The following is an 18,448-nucleotide window of genomic DNA, read 5'->3' as shown; positions in this document are numbered from 1 at the left end:
TGAGTAGCTGCTTTACCCTGATGTCGAAGGCTAAACCAGACCGTCAGACTACGCATTGATCCGGATTGCGGGAGCCCGTTTTTGCAACGACAATCGCGGCTCGAAGGCAGTCCGAAGAGCCATCGGCTTCCGGAAGCCGGCTCACGGGAGGGATTTCATGACAACCTCGTCGAATGGCAAGAGCCTTGGACTTGGCGCCTGCACAGCCATCGTTGTTGGAAACATGGTTGGGTCCGGATTTTACCTTTCGCCGGCCGCTGTTGCGCCCTACGGCAACCTTGCGATCATCGTCTGGATCCTCATGGGTGCCGGGGCGATCTGCCTCGGCCTTACTTTCGCGCGCCTGGCGAGGCTCGTGCCCGCCGTTGGCGGTCCCTATGCCTATACGCGGCTCGGTTACGGCGATTTCGCAGGCTTCCTTATCGCCTGGGGCTATTGGATTTCCATCTGGACATCGCTGCCCGTGATCGCGATTGCCTTTACCGGCGTGATGGTCGATCTCTTCCCTGCACTTGGTAACCGCTTCACCGCGACTGTGCTGACGCTCGGCGTTATCTGGGCGATCGTGCTCGTCAATCTTCGCGGCGTCCACGCCGCTGGCCTCTTCGCGCAGGTCACGACCTATGCCAAGTTGCTCCCCTTCGGCGCCGTTGCCATTATCGGCCTTCTTTATATCGACACATCGCATTTCGCCGAATTCAACCCGAGCGGCCAGCCGCTGCTGCAGTCGTTTGCAACGCTGGCGCCTCTCACCATGTTCGCCTATCTGGGCCTGGAATCGGCGACAGTTCCTGCCGGCGACGTCGAAAATGCGGAGCGGACCATTCCGCGATCGACCGTACTTGGGATATCGATCGCCGCCGCGCTTTACGTGCTTGGCACTGTCGTGGTGATGGGCCTCTTGCCCCGCGAACAGCTCATCCATTCGGTCGCGCCCTTTTCCCAGGCGGCTGGGGTCATGTGGGGCCGGCCGGGCGAGCTGGCAATCTCGATCGCCGTGCTTGTGTCCTCGATCGGTGCGCTCAATGGCTGGACCCTTCTCATGGGGCAGGTTCCGATGGCGGCGGCCCGCGACGGTCTATTTCCGCCGCTTTTTGCCCGGCTCTCCTCGCGCGGCGTGCCTGCATGGGGCATGGTTATTTCAGCTCTTTTCGCAACGATCCTGGTGCTCGTTCAGGCACTTGGCTCAGAAGGCTTTGCCGCCGTCTATCGTTTGATGGTGGGGCTGAGCACAATGGCCGCCGTCGTTCCCTATGCCTTCTGTTCGCTTGCCGGAACTCTTGTTGCCGGCGCGACGCTCGGGCGAATGCCAAGAGTAAGCGCGATCGAACTCATCGCCTTTGTCTTTGCGATCTTCACCCTCTACGGCTCCGGAGCAGAACCGGTGCTCTATGGCCTCGTGTTGCTGATGCTTGGTATTCCTGTCTATGTCTGGCAAAGACGAAACGCGGCCGAAGCGACAGACAAGGAGACGGCAGCAGCTGCAGCATCGCGCCCGGCCGTCTCGGGATAGTGTTTGTGTCGAGAGATTAGTGCCAGCTCAAGCCGTCAAAGCCGGTATTGATAAGTGTCCCGCGCTCGCCCCGGACCATTCCGCCGATGTCGGCAAGGGAACCGATTGCGGCTGTCTTGCCGTTTGCCCGTGCAAAATGGCAGGCGGCGTCCACTTTCGGCCCCATCGAGCCGGCCGGGAAGGAGAACTGGTTGAGATCATCAGGACGGGCGCGATGGATTGCCTTCTGAGACGGCTTGCCCCAGTCGATGCAGACGGCCTCGGCATCCGTTGCCATGATCAGCATGTCGGCGTTGAGATCCCGTGCCAGGAGCTCCGAACAGAGATCCTTGTCGATGACGGCTTCGACACCGATCAGCTTCCTGTCGGCGCCTTTTTCATACATGGTCGGTATGCCGCCGCCACCTGCACAGATGACGATCGTCCGCTCTTCGAGTAGCCAGCGAACCGGACGGATCTCGAAGATGCGCTTTGGTATCGGCGAGGCCACGACGCGCCGCCATTTGTCGCCATCCTGTTTGAATACCCAACCCTTTTCCGTGCGGATCCGATCCGCCTCGCCCTTGTCATAGACTGGTCCGACGAACTTGGTGGGGTTCTGGAAGCCGGGATCGTTGGCATCGACCTCCACCATGGTCAGAAGCGTCGCCAGGGGTTGCTCGAATGGCAGGAGATTACCGAGTTCCTGCTCCAGCATGTAACCGATCATGCCTTCTGTCTCGGCACCGAGAACATCAAGCGGATAGGCCTCCTCGGGTTTATAGGCCGCTCCCTGGAGTGCCAGCAGCCCAACCTGTGGTCCATTGCCATGGGTTATGACAAGTTCATGTTCAGCCGCCAGGGGCGCGATCGCCTGGGCCGCGAGGCGCGCATTTCGCCTCTGGGTATCGGCAGTCATAGGCTCCCCGCGCCGGAGAAGCGCATTGCCGCCGAGCGCAATGACCACACGCATTCTAATCTCCCAAAGTAGCGACAAGCAGGGCCTTGATCGTGTGCAGGCGATTTTCCGCCTGCTCGAAGGCGACATTGGCCTCAGATTCGAAGACGTCATTGGTCACTTCGAGGCCGTTCTCCATGCCGTAATCTTCGGCGATCTGCTTGCCGAGCGTGGTTTCGGTGTCATGGAATGCCGGCAGGCAATGCATGAACTTGGTCTGCGGATTGCCGGTCGCTTTCATCAGGTCCTTATTCACCTGGTAGGGAGTGAGCAGCTTGATGCGTTCGCGCCAGACATCCTTCGGCTCACCCATCGAAACCCAGACATCGGTGTGGATGAAATCGACGTCCTTGACGGCCTCCTTGGGATCTTCGGTAACCAGCAGGCGCGCACCCGAAGCCTGCTGCAGATCCTTGGCGATCTTCATATATTCTTCCGAGGGCCACAGCGATCTTGGGCCGCAGATGCGCACATCCATGCCGAGCAGGCAGCCGACGATCAAAAGCGAATGCCCCATATTCGAGCGTGTGTCACCGACATAAGCATATTTGATCGCAGCGATCGGCTTGTCGCTGTGTTCACGCATGGTCATGACGTCGGCAATCATCTGTGTCGGATGATATTCATCCGTCAGGCCGTTATAGACTGGCACTCCGGCATATTTTGCCAACGTCTCCACGCCCTTCTGCGCGGAACCGCGATACTCGATCGCATCATACATGCGCCCCAGTACCCGTGCCGTGTCCTTGAAAGATTCCTTGTGCCCGATCTGCGAGCCCGACGGATCGAGATAGGTGACATTGGCGCCCTGGTCCGAGCAGGCGACTTCGAAAGCGCATCTTGTCCGAGTCGAGGTCTTCTCGAAGATAAGGCAGATTTCCTTGCCCTTCAGGTGCTCCTGCTCGGTGCGGGCATATTTGGCCCGCTTCAGATCTCGGGCGAGATCGAGGAGATAGCGGAATTCCCGCGGCGTATAATCCTGCACGGTTAGAAGCGAGCGATTGCGCAGATTGAAGCTCATGGTCTTGCTCCGTCGGTCAGTTTTGTGAGTGAAAACGTCAGTAAGCCGGATCCCGCCAGATCGGGCACGTCATGCAATGCCCACCGCCGCGGCCGCGGCCGAGTTCGGAACCTCGAATCGTGATGACCTCGACACCTGCCTTGCGCAGTAGCGTGTTGGTATAGGTATTCCGGTCGTAGGCGACGACGACACCCGGTTCGAGCGCGACGACGTTATTGCCATCGTCCCATTGTTCGCGTTCGGCCTGATAGGAATTGCCGCCTGTTTCGACCGTGCGTAATAGCGGCAGATCGAGCGCTTCGGCCACAACATCGAGCATCGGCTGGCTTTCGGGATGAATCTCGAATGTGCCGTCGTCGTCTACCGGATACATGCTGTAGCAGCGGATCTGGTCGACGACTTCCGCAAATAGCGTGACGATATCGCGATCGCAGAAGCTGAAGACCGTATCGAGATGCATTGCCGCGCGGCTCTTCGGCATCAGGCAGCCGATCACCCGCTTTGCCGCCTTGTTCCTGAAGAGGGCCTGCGCCACCTGGCCGACGGCCTGATAGGTGGTGCGTTCGCCCATGCCGATCAGAACTGTGCCATTGCCGATCGGCATCACGTCACCACCCTCCATCGAGGCATTGGCGAACTGATTGTCGGAATCGCCCCACCAGATCCGGAAGTCGCCGCCGTGGAATATCGGGTGAAATTTATAGATCGCGCGTTGGATCAGCGTCTCGGCGCGTCTTGCCGGCCAGAACATCGGATTGCACGTTACCCCGCCATAAATCCAGCAGGAAGGGTCGCGCTGGAACAGGGTGTTGGGGATGGGCGGGATGACGAAATCGGTTTCCGGCAGGGCACTCAGCATCAGCGACTTCGCCCTGACATCAGGCAGATCGGAAATTGAAATGCCGCCGATCATGAAGGCGGCAAGCTGTTGGGCCGGCATCTCGTCGAGCCATGGCCGCATCGCCTCGGCGATCTGCGAGCCGAGCACGTTCGGGGTGACGCGTCGATCCAGCACGAAATCGCGTGCCTGCTTGTCGGAGAGCGCCTGGCCGAGCAGGTCATGGAGCTCGAGAACTTCGACCCCTCTTTCCTGCATCTTCAGGACAAAATCATAGTGATCCTTCTGGGCCTCATGCACCCACAAGACATCGTCGAAAAGAAGGTCATGGCAGTTTGCAGGCGTCAGGCGCTGATGGGCCAGAGATGGCTTGCAGACCATGACGGTTCTCAGTTTTCCGACCTCAGAATGAACACCGAAACCACGCATGCGGTCCTCCTTCCAGCCTTAGGATGGCGGCTGCGCCGCCGACCGTTAAACACATTCAGCCTGCTGGCAGCCTATTTGGGCAGGCCGGGGCATGTCATTGATTGCAGACAAGGTGCATTGCAGCATTTGCAACTCCCTGGCCTAGCCTCCAGAGAATGCAGTTCCATTCAATGAAGGTCGGACGTATCGCAACGCTGTATCGGCCACGAACGCCAATGGGTTGGATGAACGTCCAGCAACTCGCCGGTGAGCGCGTTAGCCCATCCGCCGGGCAGACGAAGGCAGGGAAAAACAAGGGCATGGACGCCTTCGTCGTCTATGACGGCGAGTTCTATATCCTCTTCGAACGGAGCTTCGACGACCAACCGCCACATCACCGAACCCTCCCCGACGATGAACGAGCGTCGACCAACAAGAGGCCCTGTTTCGGAATGCCGGTCACTCGGCCGGCGTGATTTTTCCTGCCAGCGCGCGGATGCCGCAACGACCTCCGCTATGTCCTGCCTTTTGATGGATTTGCGATCGCGCGGCTTCCTTCGCGGGAACCCTGCATGCTCGCTCATTCGATGTAGAACGTCAGGTTGCCGTTGCGGGCGCGCGTCACCCATTCGATCTGATTGGGTGTCAGTTTCTTGGCCTTCAGTTGCTGAACGAGCCATGAGTTGGAACGGATCGCCGTCCGGATTTCCTTGACGTGTTCAGCGCTGCCCGGCCTCGGCATTGCGCCGACTTCAACTGCGGTTCGAAAACTGACGATGGAAAACCGCTTGTCGTGATAGGTTCTAATGTGCTCCGGCAGGTTTTCGGCCCAATTCATGCGCCGGAATTCCTTGCGGCTCTGCTGCGCGCCAACAGGTGTCACCAACGACGCAGCGGTTGCAATAGCAATAGCAAGAGCAAACTTTCTCATCTTCCAGCTCCCTCAAATGGCTGTAAACCCATCGCGTCGCAGAGTAGCGGAACAGCGAGCCAGAGGCATTGAGCCGGATCAATGGAGATGAGGCCGCGCCAAAGCGCCGGCTCGCCGGTCCTTCAGCAGGTCCGGTTGCAGAAAAAGACCAATAGAGTCTACGCGATACTACACTGATCCCCCATCCAAAGATGGTAAACTCACGTCATTGTTGAGAAGGAAAGGCCGTCGAGGCCCTGGATTGCTTCTCAAAGGGCGGAGGAGACCATCATGTCCACCAAGATGGAGGCGCCGCAAGTTGCCGAATATCGTTCCTTTGTCCCGGGCGGGATGGGACGAACCTCGTTCAGCGGATCGCGATTAGCACGCCCTAACTCAGCGCCAAGCCTGTCGGGGGAGAACGGACAACAGGCGATCTGGATCCGGCAACTCTACGAACACATGCCCGACGCGGTATTTTTCATGACCGCGAGCAATAGAATTTCGGCCTGTAACAGGGCTGCGGTGACTTTGTTCGGTTATGAGGAAGATGAATTGCTCGACCGCAAGATCGACTTCGTCTGGTCTTCAATGCCGGATATTCAGATCAAGGGACGCTGGGCGGACCAAGGCGTAGTGCGTGCGGGCCTGGCAACCACCAAGAGCGGCGTTCAGTTTCCAACTGCCCTGACCATCATCCGAGAAAAAGGCGAAAAAGAAACCTTCGCGGCTGCGATCTTTGAGGATTTCCGGACTGAACGCGGGACATTGCATCAGATTCAGGAGCTTCAATGTGAGCTGGCGCGTCTTGCCAGGATAGTCGCGCTTGGAGAGATGACGGCAACGCTGGCACATGAACTCTCCCAGCCGCTGTCCTCGATCGCCGCCTACTCCGAGGGGTGTAGGCGCCTTGTGACGAACGATGGCCGCCGGCACGGCGAGGAGCTTCGTGAAGCTCTGTCGGAAATTACACAGCACGCCTCGTGGGCAGGAACGATCGTCAAGAACATCCGGGACGCTGCAAAGCGCGGCGCCGGTGAGAAGCGGCCGGAGGCGATGCACGCGCTGATCCGCGAAGCGACAGCGCTTGGGCTCGCCGGATCAGCCCGGAAAGGCCTTCTAACCGATATGCGGCTCGACGCAGCGCAGGATATCGTCGTCGCGGACCGCGTCCAGATCGTCCAGGTGCTGATGAATCTTCTTCACAATGCCGTCGAGGCGACCGATGGCATTGAGCAGCCAACCATCGCAATCCGAACCAGAACCGACGACTTCTCGCTGGTCGTCGAGGTGTCCGATAATGGCTGCGGAATTGCCGCCGAGATCGAAGCGGCGCTGTTTCGTCCCTTTGTGACCAGTAAACCGCGCGGACTTGGCATGGGGCTGGCATTATCGAAACGTATCATCGAAGCGCATGGAGGCTGCATAAGCGCGCGCAAGGGAATACAGGGAGGCTCGGTCCTTTCGTTTTCGCTGCCGCTGGCGGAGACAACGATCAATGGCGAATGACCTTACGATCCATCTCGTCGACGACGAGGAGTCGCTCCGGCGCTCTCTGACGTTTTTACTGGTGTCGGCAGGCTTTGCCGTTCGTGCACATAGTTCTGCGAAGGCGTTCCTGGAACTTCTGCCGCTGTCCGGCCGAAGCTGTCTTGTCACCGATCTGTGCATGCCTGACAGCAGCGGCGTCGAATTGCTCCATCGCCTGCGACGCCTCGGCATAGACGTGCCGGCAATCGTCATTACCGGCCACGGCGATATTGCCGCGGCGGTACAGGCGATGAAGGCCGGGGCATTCGATTTCCTGGAAAAACCGTTGAAGGAAGACGTGCTTATTGCGGCCATCAACGGAGCGATGGACAAGAGGCGGATCAGCAGGATTCTACCTGATTCTGGCAGCGTCGCCACACGGCTGCGCCAGCTGACCGAGCGCGAATATCAGGTTCTGATCGGCGTCCTCGATGGGGCGCAGAACAAGATGATTGCGTATCAACTCGGCATCAGCTCGCGCACGGTGGAGGTCCACCGTGCCAATGTGATGGCAAAAATGGGCGCGCGCAATCTGGCAGAGCTCATGCGAATGGCCATAACCATCGATGCCGCATCGCAACCACCTGAAACCGCGAAAGCTTTGCCCGTCGGGAGCTGGTCAACTTATATTCGGCAATCCTAAAGCAATTCTTGCAACCTCAGGCTTGTGCGGTATGATGCGTTAGAACTGACTTATATAGTTGCGTGTGATCTTTGTCGTAGGGGCGATCATGAGAAGCGCAAAGATCAAAGATTTCAGCAATATTGAGCCGACAGCTGACGAGATTTGCCGACAGGTCGAACGAATCCTCACAAGTGAGGAATTTCACGCGCCGAAGCGTGGACGAAATTTCCTGGAATTCGTCGTCAACGAGACGCTTGCCGGTCGATCGGACTTCCTGAAGGCGTTTACAATAGCAAATGTAGTTTTTGGCCGGGAAGCTTCATTCGACCCGCAGAACGATCCGGTTGTCCGGATCGAGGCCGGCCGAATACGTAAGGCACTCGAGCGCTATTATCTCGTCGCAGGCCAGAGGGACAACGTCGTCATTACGGTGCCCAAAGGCGGATATGTGCCGCATTTCGAATATGCGCGGGCTGCGCAGGCTCCGGCTGAGCCGGTCGAGATCTCGAAAGATCCCCGAAATGTTGAGCACGAAGATCAAGGACATTCGCTTGAGGAATCACGTCCTGGGGGATGGATAGCCCGTCTTGGTCTCGGAACCGTGGTGGCTGTCGTCCTTGCCCTTCTTCTCCTGGCCCTCACCTTCGCACTGTCTTGGCGTGATGTGCCAATCGCGGCATTGCCGACGGCACATCTGGAGCCAAGGGTGGTTGTCGATTTTTTCGCGGATGGCAACCCGGCTGACGACGGCTCCGATATCGCCCTCGGTCTGCGGGACGACATTATCGGGCAGCTCGCCCAGTTCGATGACATCATTGTCGTCGCAGATCCGCTCCGCGATGAGCATGTCGCAGCTGCCGCCTACCTGTTGCAGGGCAATGTCCAGATCGATGGAAGCAGGCTGCGAGCTGCCGCCAGGCTGGTGCGCCAAGCGGATGGAGCCGTCATCTGGGCCAATAATTTCGATGGGAATCTTCGAGATCAGAACAAGCTTGTGATTCAAGGCGATGTCGCGCGAAAAATCGCCGATGCAATTGCACAACCCTATGGCGTCATCTTTCAGACCGACAAAGATATGATAGCGCCCCCGGCGCAGACGGGAGACCGGAGGGCCTACGAATGCACGCTTGCCTATTCCAGCTATCGTCAGACCATGACCGCGCAAAACCACAGCGCGACACGCGAATGCTTGCAGCGAGCAACCCAGCGGTTCCCTGACAATGCGGTTTCCTGGGCGCTGCTGTCCATGATCTATCTCGACGAAATCAGATACCGCCACAGGCTCGGCACGTCATCGTCATCGCAGCCTCTTGCGCTGGCGAGCGCTGCGGTGGAGCGAGCAGTATCACTCGCGCCGGGCAATCCCCATGTGCTGCAAGCGCAGATGCTGGTGAGCTTCTTCAGGGGAGATATCGACGACGCCCTGAAGGCGGGTACGGCGGCCTATGCTGCCGATCCCGATGACGTGGAAGTCGCGGGCGAGTATGGCCTTCGATTGGCGTTGTCGGGGAAATGGCAGTCGGGCTGCGAATTGTTGTCGATCGCCCTCAACAAGGGTGTCGGCACCAGAGGTTATTATGAAAACGGTCTGGCTCTGTGCGCGTTGATGAAAGGAGATATCGAAGAGGCGGAAAAGTGGTCGCGGAGGTCCGATTTCGATCACAATGTTCTGCATCGCCTTCTGCTGCTATCCATTCTCGGAGCGGCCGGAAAGACGGACGAGGCCATTCTCGAACGGGATTGGCTCAATATCCACGCGCCAGCGTTGATGACGAATATCCGCCAGGAGGTCGCACTCCGTCTGCAACGACCGGAGGACCAGGAGCGCTTCCTGAACGGACTGCGCGCCTCGGGATTAGTCATCCCCCCTCTGCCCGCACAGTAGGGCCTAAGGATCGGCGCTTACGCCGCTCAGCCTGTGACTATTCGAAATCGCCATGGCGATTTGAGCRGCGATCTCGTCCTCGACGTCGAGAATAGTCTGGCCGCGCAGGTCTCGATCATATTGATTGGCCCAAATGACCGCGCCGTCGGAGGCGTTTATCAGGCGGACATGAAGATGAAGGATCGTGCCCTCGACGAGGGCGCTTCCTTGCAGGTTTAAATGCGAGCCTGTCACTTCTGGCCCGGAGCGGCTGGGGGCAAGCACGATTAGGCTTTCCACCCTCATAAACTTTGCAATCAACTGATCGGCCAATCCCTTTACGAAATCAGAGGCCTGCGTGCTGCCGCCGAGTGCGATAAAAGGTTCGATCGCGATCCTGACCTTGTTCTCCGACGTTGACGCGGCAGGCACCGGCAGCGCCTTTGGTGGGGAGAGATAGGCTTCAAGCGGACGAACAAGGGCGAGTACGGCCATTACCCCGAACAGTGCGGGGACCCCGATCGGCAACAGGAGATCACGATAGCTGACCGGCTGCCCCTGCCTCGGGGGCCGCCGTATGTTCTCGCGGTTTTGCGGAGCGGAAATTTCTCCTCCGTTCGAACGGTTTTCCTCGCTCGAAAAATGCGGCGCATACCCTCCTTTGGGCACGGTAATCCGGATTGGGTCATTGCTTCCGCTGACGAGATAATAGCGTTCGAGCGCGCGACGAATTCGTCCGGCCTCGATGCGGACGACGGGATCATTCTGTGCATCGAAGGAGGCATCGCGCCCAAAAACCGCTTGTGCAATCGTATAGGCCTTGAGCTGTTCGCTACGCCCTTCAAGTGTCTCTTCAACGATATATTGCAGGAATCGGCGTCCGCGCTCAGGGGCAAGGAATTCCGGACTGGCGAGTATAAGGTCAAGTTGCATACGCACGCTTGCAGGCTCATGAACTGCGCGGTTTTCCCCTCCCTCTTCCGACACCATTGAGACCTCCTGCGATACCGTCGTATCACTCTCATCAAGGGGGAATTGCGTTATACACGGGTTGGTAGCCCGGGGCTTCCGTAGCAATACGTAAGGGATATCTCGAATATCGGGGCGGGCAACGATTGCTTATGCTGCGATGTGGATGGGGGCGACGCATATGCTTCAAAACCAAACGATCGTAAAGCACACGACAGTTTCGGGCCACCGCCATGGCGGACCAGCCGGAGCAATCAGGGATCAATCCATCCGGCTCAAGGCCGACGAGACGATCTATAGCGAGGGTGAACACGCGCTTGCGATCTACCAGGTCGAAGCAGGCGCGGTGCGGATTTACCGCCTCACGGCAAGCGGTCAGCGGTACATTCTATCCTTTTGCGGCAAGGGCGAATGGTTCGGGCTCGAGACGGGCAATGTACGAACCGATTTTGCAGAAGCCGTTTGCGAAACCTCTATCAAGCCCTTTCGCGCCAATCAGGACGCAGTCGTCCCCATAGACCTTCTTCACATTGCTTTGACGAACCTTGCAAAGGCACAGCACAAGCAACTCGTCATCACCGAGCAAAGTGCACTGAAGCGCGTCGCCGCCTTTGTTTACGAAACGGCCGATCGTCATCCGGGAGATTGCGAATTCGATATGATGATGTCGCGTAGCGATATCGCCGACTATCTCGGACTGACAGTCGAGACAGTGGCCCGCTGCTTTACGAAATTACGCGAAAAACGCATTCTTTGCCTCAACGGAAAATTGCAACGCATTGTCCGAGTCCTCGATCGTGATGCGCTCGTCGCGCTGACGATCTAGATGCTGCGGATTTCGAAGATCGATCTTGAAAAAAGGGGTTGAACAATGACGCACGCATCCGATCGAGGATTGAACGCACCGGCCAAAGTGGTCCTCGCAAGCCTGACGGCACTAACTGGCCTTCCCCTCGCGACTGCTGAGGCGCAAACCCCATCTTTTGAACAATTTCCAATACTTATCCAATGCAAATACAAGGAAACCTACCACGCTTTCTACATATCGCGTATTTCAGAGGACGGTACCGCAACCTATGTGGCATCCGAACGCATGGGCGGTACGATCACCCTGGATGGTAAAGCGAAGGCAACGGGCGGCGCAGGCGGCGGTAGCTGCGTCGGCAAGACTTTGGCGGAGCTTCGCGCATCTCACCAAGCATATGATTTGAAACCCTGAATCCGACTTGAGTTCTCTCCGTCGCCAGAACGCTTCGGAGTGAGCCGGCTATGCCTGCAAGCTCACGTGGGCATCAGACAAAGGGATCATGAAACGGCTCCGGAAACCGGGCCGTTTCCAGTTCGGGCGGTCCCGATCCTAACCGTGAAAAGTAAAATCGATTAGCAAGACCTTGGGATAGTTGACCTCGTGAGATCCGACTGATTTGGGAGAAGTGTACTTCGATCAAACGGATTTTTCGCTAGGGCGTCTTCTTGGCCATTTTGACCCTTAATACGGTGAGATAGTACGATGTCGGATTTCAACGCTGAGCTCCATGCCAGGCCTTCCATCTATTTTACCGGCCCGGCTTTCGTTGAGCATATAGCGCTCATGCCGTCTGCCCTCGTTGCCCTCCACGGAAGCCGCTATCTGCCCGAAGGCGATGATAGCGGCGATCCGCGAACACAGGTGGAGCACCACACCGAATTCGTCACCATCACGCGTGTCACCCAATTGAGCGCAGATACGGATACGTGGCCGCGATCCAGTCTTTTGGAAGACGACATTCCGGCTCTTGTAGATATGGACGCGCCGGCGCTCATATCTCGGGTCGGCATCCTGGTGCTCGGGCCTGCGCCGACGGAGCTTGGGCTAACCCTCTCGAAATTCGGATTTCGCGATACCGCCGCGTCTTCAATTGGCGGAGGGGCGGCGCAGGTATGCTCTGATTTTCGTGTTCAGGATGACAAGACGAGCCGGATCCTTCTCTTCAACAAGGACTTGAACGCCTACCGCCTTGGCAGGATGGTGCGCAGAATATACGAAATCGAAACTTATCGCGCCATGGCGCTGCTTAGTCTCCCCGAGGCCCGACGGCTGGCTCCCTTGCTTGGGGATTATGACAAGAAGCTCGTCCAACTGACGAACCGAAATCAGACCACCCCGGCGACCGAACATAAGAAACTGCTTGACGAAATCTCCAGCCTATCCGCGCAGATTATCTCGGCGGCAGCAGAAACACGCAATCGTTTCGGCGCCACTGCCGCCTATGCAAAAATTGTCGAGGAGCGGATCGGCGAGCTACGCGAATCTCATGTTCCGGGTTTCCAGCGGTTTGGAGTTTTTGTTGCAAGGCGCTTCCGACCGGCCGTCCGAACCTGCGAAGCGACTGCTTTGCGTCTGGAGCAACTGTCCCACGCTACCATGCACCTGATCGACCTCCTGCAAACACGCATTCAGGTTGAAATCGAATACCAGAATGCCATCCAGATCCAGGCGATGGCTGATCGCGCCGCAACCCAGGTCAAGATCCAGCGGGCGGTAGAGGGCTTCTCCATCATCGCTATCAGCTATTATCTGCTAAGCCTGTTTAAGGTCGTTTTGGAAACCGTCGATCACGCAGGCTATCACGTCAGTCCGTTGGTGATGCTTGTGTCGATCCCGCTCGTTATCGGAGCTGTTGCCGTCGCCATCCTGCGCGTCAAACATGCGCTCTCGACAGAATGAGCCCCCGCTAAAAAGAAAGCGTCTTGTTAGAGTGGTTGTTCACCATTCGCCGAGAAGTCAAAGCCGACTGGCGCACCGTCGGATGATTTATTGAGCAATTTCAGATAATAGCGGAAGCATCGATAATGGAATTGCCTCGGAGTAACATCGTGAAGTCTCGATTGTCGCCCAAGCTTATACTTTCAGCATTTGCGCTGCTCGCCAGCTCGACGCTGGCCCCTGCCGACGGCTGGCAAACCGACACGCAAGGCACGTCCAATTGGCATGTGTCGCCAGCGGTCGGGCAGTGCAATGTCAGTCGGGCCAGGAACAGAGCAATACGCGCGGGTATTTACCGAAGCGAGATCGTCTATCGCGATGAGAACGTGCTGACCTTCAGGGGGCTGACTCTTGGCGGATACCGCAGGGAGATCACCTTCGGAAACGAGCCAAGCTGCCCGGAATTGGAGTCGAGGGACATTCCATAGGTCACCGGTAAGGCCAGACAGTTAGATCCGGGCGCATCGAGAACGGGAAGAGCGTAGCGGCGCATTAAATTTTATGCATCACCGCAGGATACTTTCGCATTTCGATTAATAATTAGGCATGAGTATGCACTTTTGCTGCCTTAAAGTAAGCGGCATATCTACCAGTCCTTACAAATCAAACACATAGATAATCTGGCATAGCGCTTGCTTTGATATAAGCAGAGTTGGTGGCTAGGGTTCCGGCGCTTTCGAAGGGCGTGACTGGTCCGAGAGCCACCACCGGCGGGGGAGAAATTCCGCCGGGTGCACGGCGGGACAAAAGCCCGGGAGACCTCGTAAGCCAAGGGATTGGCGGCACGATGGTCATTGCCGATCCCTTTTGAAGAAAAGCAAAAGGGGAATTTCAATGCAGACTTTTTCGAAGATCCTTTCCATCACCGCGCTTTCCGCTTCGCTGGCACTGGGCTTCAGCTCCTTCGCCAAGGCCGAACAGAAGACCGAATTCAAGGTCGCCTGGTCCATCTATGTCGGTTGGATGCCCTGGGGCTATGCGGCTGACCACGGCATCGTCAAGAAATGGGCCGACAAATACGGCATCAAGATCGATGTCACCCAGTTCAACGACTATGTGGAGTCGATGAACCAGTACACGGCAGGCGCCTTCGATGCCGTGACGCTGACCAACATGGATGGCTTGTCGATCCCGGCTGCCGGCGGCGTCGACACGACGGCTGTGATCGTGGGCGACTTCTCGAACGGCAATGACGCCGTCATCCTGAAGGACAAGGCAAGCCTTGCCGATATCAAGGGCCAGAACGTCAATCTCGTCGAATTCTCCGTCTCGCACTATCTGCTCGCCCGCGCGCTCGAAAGCATCAAACTGACCGAGCGTGACGTGAAAGTAGTCAACACCTCCGACGCCGATATGGTCGCTGCCTATAAGACCGCCGATGTCTCCGCCGTCGTCACCTGGAACCCGCTGGTCTCTACCATCCTGGAAGATCCCACGGCCAAGAAAGTTTTCGACAGTTCGCAGGTGCCGGGCGAAATCATCGACCTGATGGTCGCCAATAGCGGCGTGCTCAAGGACAATCCGAACTTCGGCAAGGCGCTGGCCGGCATCTGGTACGAGACAGCCGCTCTTCTGCGTGCCGATACTGCCGAGGGCAAGGCAGCCCGTGAAGCAATGGGGTCTGCTTCGGGCACCGATCTCGCCGGTTTTGAAGCCCAGCTTGCCGCCACCAAGCTCTTCGACAAGCCGGTCGATGCCGTTGCCTTCACCGCTTCGCCGAACCTGCCGAAGACCATGGATCTGGTCCGTAACTTCCTCTTCGAGAAGGGTCTGCTCGGCAATGGTGCACCATCTGCCGATGTCATCGGTATCGAAATGCCTGACGGCAAGGTGCTGGGCGATACGGGCAATGTGAAGCTGCGTTTCACCGAGACCTACATGAAGGCAGCCGCCGACGGTTCGCTCTGATCGCAACGGAGGCGCGGCTTAATCGCGTCTCCCCTTCTTCACCAGCGGAGCATTTCCCATGCGTTGGATCAACACGAGGCCGAGCCGGGGCGCACAGTTTGCCTTGACGCTGCTGCCCTTCGTGCTGCTCGCCCTTGCCTATGCCTACGGCTCGGCTGCGCGACTGGCGGAGAACGCCAATGACAAGCTTCTGCCGAGCCTTGCGGGATTTGCCGATGCGATTAACCGTCTAGCCTTCGTCGCTGACCCGCGCACCGGCGAGTATCTGCTTTGGTCGGATACCGGTGCGAGCCTGATCCGCCTGCTATCCGGCCTCGGCATCTCCACGGCTATCGCGCTTGTCGTGGGCATGCTGATCGGCATGCTGCCCTATCTGAGGGCGTTGCTTGCCCCCTTCATCGCCGTGATCTCCATGGTGCCGCCGCTGGCGCTGCTGCCGATCCTCTTCATCGTCATGGGGCTCGGAGAAACCTCGAAGATCGCCCTCATCGTCATCGGTGTCGCGCCGACGATGGTCCGCGATCTGGCGCTGAAGGCGCTGGAACTGCCGCGCGAACAGATCGTCAAGGCCGAAACGCTCGGTGGCTCCTCGTGGCAGATCGGCCTACGGGTCGTGCTGCCGCAGATCCTGCCGCGGCTGATCACCTGCCTCAGACTGCAACTCGGCCCGGCCTGGCTGTTCCTCATCGCGGCCGAAGCGATCTCGTCGGATTCCGGTCTCGGCTACCGCATCTTCCTCGTCCGCCGCTATCTCTCGATGGATATCATCTTCCCCTATGTCGTCTGGATCACACTGCTTGCCGTGGTCATGAATGCACTGCTCGATCGCCTGCGCATCGCCGTCTTCCCTTGGTCGGAGCTGGAGAAGCAGGCATGAGCGAATTGAAGATCGAAAAGGTCTGGAAGGAATATGGCGACCAGATCGTGCTTGAGGACGTGTCGCTGACCGTCGCCTCCCGCGCCTTCGTCGCACTCGTCGGCCCGTCGGGCTGCGGCAAGACCACCTTTCTGCGCATGTTGCTCGGCCAAGAACAGCCGACGAAAGGCAAGATCCTGCTCGACGGCGAGCGGCTGCCGCCGGAACCGGGACCGGATCGCGGCGTCGTCTTCCAGCGCTATTCCGTCTTTCCGCATCTGACGGTGCTCGGCAATGTGCTGCTCGGCAAGGAATTGTCAGCCGCGCGATACAAGGCCAAGCTCTTCGGCGCAGCTCGCCGCAACGCCATCGAGGAAGCGCGCCAGCTGATCGCCGAGGTCGGGCTCGCCGGTTCGGAAAGCAAATATCCAGCGCAGCTTTCCGGCGGCATGCAGCAGCGCCTGGCGCTCGCCCAAGCACTCATCATGAAGCCGAAAGTGCTGCTGCTCGACGAGCCCTTCGGCGCGCTCGACCCCGGCATTCGCGCAGAGATCCACACGTTGATGAAGCGGCTCTGGCACGAAACGCAGATGACCGTCGTCATGGTCACGCATGACATGCGCGAGGCCTTCACGCTCGCAAGCCGCGTCGTCGCCTTCGAGCGCCGCCGTGACCGGCCCGAAGAGAAAGAGCGCTACGGCGCCACCATTACCAAGGACATTTCCATCTGGCCGCCGCGCCTTGCCGGCCAGTCATCGATTTTCAGCCCCGACCGGGACGGCCCGGTCGCTTCCCTGGGGCATGGCCGGGACGACCTGGCACCATCAGGAGAGATGCTATGATGCATGTGAGACGCTCGCCCGAAGAGATCGCCGCCAATCGCGCGCGCTACGAAGAGCATCAGAAGAAGGGTCTGGAATTTGCGCCCAAGGCTCTGCCCGGCGCAAGTCCGTTGCCGGCACCGGCGATCGATGCCGCGGCTATCGTCCATCAGGAAACCATCCCTGGCGGCTGGTACTGGTCAACGAAACTCCAGCGCGGCGAGGCGATCCGAGTCGATCAGGCCGAGGGCAATTCAACGGTGGCGCTCGTCGCCTGGAATGCCGATGATACGAGTGAGCGGATCAACCTCGTCGATACGGCCAAGGTCCAGTGGACGACGGCGCTCGGCAAGGGACGTGTAATCTTTTCCGACATGGGCCGCGTCATGTTCTCGATGATTGAAGATAGTTCCGGTGCCCATGACTGCCTGATGGGAGGCTCGACGGCGGCCTCGAACGCGGCGAAATATCCCGGCGAAAAGACCCGCAACACCCGAGACAACCTTATCCTCGTTGCCGTCAAGCTCGGCCTCGACCGTCGCGATATTCCTGCTATCCTCAACCTCTTCGCGCCCGTGCGCCTTGCCGAGGCCGGCGGTTTCGGCTGGCAGGGCAAACGCTCCAACAGCGGCGATTACGTCGAACTGCGCGCCGAGATGGACATGCTGGTCGGCTTCTCCAATTGCCCGCATCCGCTTGACCCGGACCCCATCTACCAACCGAAGCCCGTTGTCATCACCCGCTACAAGGCACCCGTGCCGGCTGCGGACGATCTTTGCAGCACGGCGACCGCCGAAGCCGTGCGCGGCTTCGAAAACAACACCTTGCTGCAGGCCTGAGGAGGAAACGATGTCCGATTTCATCCAGACCTCCGCTGCCCGCAGCCCGCAGAACGCCGCTCAGGATCATTTCATTGCGGCCGAAGCCCCGTGGTCCGGCATCGTGCGCAAGGGCCAGACGATCCGCATCGAGGACAGTTTTGGCCAGCAGGCGATCGACACGCTCTTCTATCGTGCCGATGATTTCTCCGAGCGCTATTCCAATCAGGATACGATGCGCATGCAGGGTGCAGCCTATATCGGCATCGGCACGAAAATCATGTCGAACGAAGGCAATGTCATGCTGACCATGACGGCCGACAGCTGCGGCCGTCATGACACTTCGGCCGGTGCCTGCTCCTGCGAGAGCAACACGGTACGCTTCGGCCATGGCACCAAATATCTGCATGCCTGCCGCGACAATTTCGTACTCGAAGTCAGCAAGCACGGCATGGGCAAGCGGGATATCGTGCCGAACATCAATTTCTTCATGAACGTGCCGATCAAGCCGAATGGCGAGATGACGATCGTCGACGGCATTTCCGCACCGGGCGATTATATCGAACTCGTCGCCGAGATGGACGTGCTCTGCGTCATCTCCAACTGCCCGCAGATCAACAATCCCTGCAACGGCTTCGACCCGACGCCGATCCGGGTGCTGATCTGGGATGGCGAGTATTGAGC

General features: G+C 58.5%; 18 protein-coding genes and 1 riboswitch. Of the genes, 13 read left to right on the top strand and 5 right to left on the bottom strand.

Annotated features, from left to right (window positions below):
• The first annotated feature begins 157 nt into the window (after positions 1-157).
• A complete protein-coding gene (locus tag AC1DF8_RS22880) occupies positions 158-1,513 on the top strand; it encodes an amino acid permease (RefSeq protein ID WP_112970344.1) in 1,356 nt (451 codons plus the stop codon).
• A gap of 16 nt (positions 1,514-1,529) precedes the next feature.
• On the opposite strand, the gene arcC is transcribed toward AC1DF8_RS22880, so the two are convergent.
• The 3 genes from arcC to arcA are packed head-to-tail and all read right to left on the bottom strand — an operon-like array spanning position 1,530 to position 4,738.
• The gene (arcC, locus tag AC1DF8_RS22875) at positions 1,530-2,465 is read right to left on the bottom strand and encodes a carbamate kinase (protein ID WP_478155155.1); all 936 of its coding nucleotides are present in this window, start codon (positions 2,463-2,465) and stop codon (positions 1,530-1,532) included.
• Position 2,466: 1 nt separating this feature from the next.
• Positions 2,467-3,471 carry an ornithine carbamoyltransferase gene (locus AC1DF8_RS22870; RefSeq protein ID WP_112545361.1) on the bottom strand — a complete coding sequence of 335 codons (1,005 nt, stop codon included), beginning with the start codon at positions 3,469-3,471 and terminating at the stop codon, positions 2,467-2,469.
• Positions 3,472-3,508: 37 nt separating this feature from the next.
• Positions 3,509-4,738: an arginine deiminase gene (arcA, locus tag AC1DF8_RS22865; protein ID WP_478155153.1), complete on the bottom strand. Its 1,230-nt coding sequence runs from the start codon at positions 4,736-4,738 to the stop codon at positions 3,509-3,511.
• A 215-nt stretch (positions 4,739-4,953) separates the two neighbouring features.
• On the opposite strand from arcA, the gene AC1DF8_RS22860 reads away from it, so the two are divergent.
• Positions 4,954-5,193, top strand: coding sequence for a hypothetical protein (locus AC1DF8_RS22860; protein ID WP_162710120.1), 240 nt, complete (start codon positions 4,954-4,956; stop codon positions 5,191-5,193).
• Positions 5,194-5,297: 104 nt separating this feature from the next.
• Here AC1DF8_RS22860 and AC1DF8_RS22855 read toward each other — a convergent pair whose 3' ends face one another.
• Positions 5,298-5,648, bottom strand: a complete 351-nt coding sequence (locus AC1DF8_RS22855) for a hypothetical protein (RefSeq protein ID WP_112545359.1) — start codon at positions 5,646-5,648, stop codon at positions 5,298-5,300.
• Positions 5,649-5,918: 270 nt separating this feature from the next.
• On the opposite strand from AC1DF8_RS22855, the gene AC1DF8_RS22850 reads away from it, so the two are divergent.
• From AC1DF8_RS22850 to AC1DF8_RS22840, 3 genes are all read left to right on the top strand, one after another.
• Complete coding sequence (locus AC1DF8_RS22850; protein ID WP_478155151.1) at positions 5,919-7,136, top strand: sensor histidine kinase; 1,218 nt, start codon at positions 5,919-5,921, stop codon at positions 7,134-7,136.
• Positions 7,126-7,800: a response regulator transcription factor gene (locus AC1DF8_RS22845; protein ID WP_478155150.1), complete on the top strand. Its 675-nt coding sequence runs from the start codon at positions 7,126-7,128 to the stop codon at positions 7,798-7,800. Before AC1DF8_RS22850 ends, AC1DF8_RS22845 begins: the two co-directional genes overlap by 11 nt.
• A gap of 88 nt (positions 7,801-7,888) precedes the next feature.
• A complete protein-coding gene (locus tag AC1DF8_RS22840; RefSeq protein ID WP_478155148.1) occupies positions 7,889-9,667 on the top strand; it encodes a hypothetical protein in 1,779 nt (592 codons plus the stop codon).
• A 3-nt stretch (positions 9,668-9,670) separates the two neighbouring features.
• On the opposite strand, the gene AC1DF8_RS22835 is transcribed toward AC1DF8_RS22840, so the two are convergent.
• Positions 9,671-10,636, bottom strand: a complete 966-nt coding sequence (locus AC1DF8_RS22835; protein ID WP_112545356.1) for a hypothetical protein — start codon at positions 10,634-10,636, stop codon at positions 9,671-9,673.
• Positions 10,637-10,796: 160 nt separating this feature from the next.
• Between AC1DF8_RS22835 and AC1DF8_RS22830 the strand changes: the two genes are divergently transcribed.
• The 8 genes from AC1DF8_RS22830 (at position 10,797) to AC1DF8_RS22795 (ending at position 18,446) form a co-directional block, all read left to right on the top strand.
• Positions 10,797-11,441 carry a helix-turn-helix domain-containing protein gene (locus AC1DF8_RS22830; RefSeq protein WP_478155146.1) on the top strand — a complete coding sequence of 215 codons (645 nt, stop codon included), beginning with the start codon at positions 10,797-10,799 and terminating at the stop codon, positions 11,439-11,441.
• Positions 11,442-11,486: 45 nt separating this feature from the next.
• Positions 11,487-11,834 (top strand): hypothetical protein, encoded by a 348-nt coding sequence (locus AC1DF8_RS22825; protein WP_478155144.1) that lies wholly within the window; start codon positions 11,487-11,489, stop codon positions 11,832-11,834.
• A gap of 291 nt (positions 11,835-12,125) precedes the next feature.
• The gene (locus AC1DF8_RS22820; RefSeq protein WP_113014261.1) at positions 12,126-13,322 is read left to right on the top strand and encodes a DUF3422 family protein; all 1,197 of its coding nucleotides are present in this window, start codon (positions 12,126-12,128) and stop codon (positions 13,320-13,322) included.
• Positions 13,323-14,009: 687 nt separating this feature from the next.
• A riboswitch (guanidine-I (ykkC/yxkD leader) is annotated at positions 14,010-14,121 on the top strand.
• Between the two features lie 74 nt (positions 14,122-14,195).
• On the top strand, positions 14,196-15,269 hold the full coding sequence (locus AC1DF8_RS22815; protein WP_478155142.1) for a putative urea ABC transporter substrate-binding protein: 1,074 nt from the start codon (positions 14,196-14,198) through the stop codon (positions 15,267-15,269).
• Between the two features lie 58 nt (positions 15,270-15,327).
• The gene (locus AC1DF8_RS22810; protein WP_478155140.1) at positions 15,328-16,146 is read left to right on the top strand and encodes an ABC transporter permease; all 819 of its coding nucleotides are present in this window, start codon (positions 15,328-15,330) and stop codon (positions 16,144-16,146) included.
• Positions 16,143-16,967: an ABC transporter ATP-binding protein gene (locus AC1DF8_RS22805; RefSeq protein ID WP_113210322.1), complete on the top strand. Its 825-nt coding sequence runs from the start codon at positions 16,143-16,145 to the stop codon at positions 16,965-16,967. Before AC1DF8_RS22810 ends, AC1DF8_RS22805 begins: the two co-directional genes overlap by 4 nt.
• Positions 16,964-17,785, top strand: coding sequence for an urea amidolyase associated protein UAAP1 (locus AC1DF8_RS22800; protein WP_478155138.1), 822 nt, complete (start codon positions 16,964-16,966; stop codon positions 17,783-17,785). Before AC1DF8_RS22805 ends, AC1DF8_RS22800 begins: the two co-directional genes overlap by 4 nt.
• A 10-nt stretch (positions 17,786-17,795) precedes the next feature.
• Entirely contained in the window at positions 17,796-18,446 is a 651-nt protein-coding gene (locus AC1DF8_RS22795; protein WP_478155137.1) for an urea amidolyase associated protein UAAP2, read from the top strand.
• Positions 18,447-18,448: the final 2 nt, after the last annotated feature.

It is taken from the genome of Rhizobium sp. 05N49, assembly GCF_056396805.1.
This window is presented reverse-complemented; position numbering and strand designations above follow the sequence as displayed.

Bases quoted from the DNA above. Each gene is read 5' to 3' on its own strand.
- AC1DF8_RS22880 (WP_112970344.1), top strand. From the start codon at position 158: ATGACAACCTCGTCGAATGGCAAGAGCCTTGGACTTGGCGCCTGCACA.
- arcC (WP_478155155.1), bottom strand. From the start codon at position 2,465: ATGCGTGTGGTCATTGCGCTCGGCGGCAATGCGCTTCTCCGGCGCGGG.
- AC1DF8_RS22870 (WP_112545361.1), bottom strand. From the start codon at position 3,471: ATGAGCTTCAATCTGCGCAATCGCTCGCTTCTAACCGTGCAGGATTAT.
- arcA (WP_478155153.1), bottom strand. From the start codon at position 4,738: ATGCGTGGTTTCGGTGTTCATTCTGAGGTCGGAAAACTGAGAACCGTC.
- AC1DF8_RS22860 (WP_162710120.1), top strand. From the start codon at position 4,954: ATGGGTTGGATGAACGTCCAGCAACTCGCCGGTGAGCGCGTTAGCCCA.
- AC1DF8_RS22855 (WP_112545359.1), bottom strand. From the start codon at position 5,648: ATGAGAAAGTTTGCTCTTGCTATTGCTATTGCAACCGCTGCGTCGTTG.
- AC1DF8_RS22850 (WP_478155151.1), top strand. From the start codon at position 5,919: ATGTCCACCAAGATGGAGGCGCCGCAAGTTGCCGAATATCGTTCCTTT.
- AC1DF8_RS22845 (WP_478155150.1), top strand. From the start codon at position 7,126: ATGGCGAATGACCTTACGATCCATCTCGTCGACGACGAGGAGTCGCTC.
- AC1DF8_RS22840 (WP_478155148.1), top strand. From the start codon at position 7,889: ATGAGAAGCGCAAAGATCAAAGATTTCAGCAATATTGAGCCGACAGCT.
- AC1DF8_RS22830 (WP_478155146.1), top strand. From the start codon at position 10,797: ATGCTTCAAAACCAAACGATCGTAAAGCACACGACAGTTTCGGGCCAC.
- AC1DF8_RS22825 (WP_478155144.1), top strand. From the start codon at position 11,487: ATGACGCACGCATCCGATCGAGGATTGAACGCACCGGCCAAAGTGGTC.
- AC1DF8_RS22820 (WP_113014261.1), top strand. From the start codon at position 12,126: ATGTCGGATTTCAACGCTGAGCTCCATGCCAGGCCTTCCATCTATTTT.
- AC1DF8_RS22815 (WP_478155142.1), top strand. From the start codon at position 14,196: ATGCAGACTTTTTCGAAGATCCTTTCCATCACCGCGCTTTCCGCTTCG.
- AC1DF8_RS22810 (WP_478155140.1), top strand. From the start codon at position 15,328: ATGCGTTGGATCAACACGAGGCCGAGCCGGGGCGCACAGTTTGCCTTG.
- AC1DF8_RS22805 (WP_113210322.1), top strand. From the start codon at position 16,143: ATGAGCGAATTGAAGATCGAAAAGGTCTGGAAGGAATATGGCGACCAG.
- AC1DF8_RS22800 (WP_478155138.1), top strand. From the start codon at position 16,964: ATGATGCATGTGAGACGCTCGCCCGAAGAGATCGCCGCCAATCGCGCG.
- AC1DF8_RS22795 (WP_478155137.1), top strand. From the start codon at position 17,796: ATGTCCGATTTCATCCAGACCTCCGCTGCCCGCAGCCCGCAGAACGCC.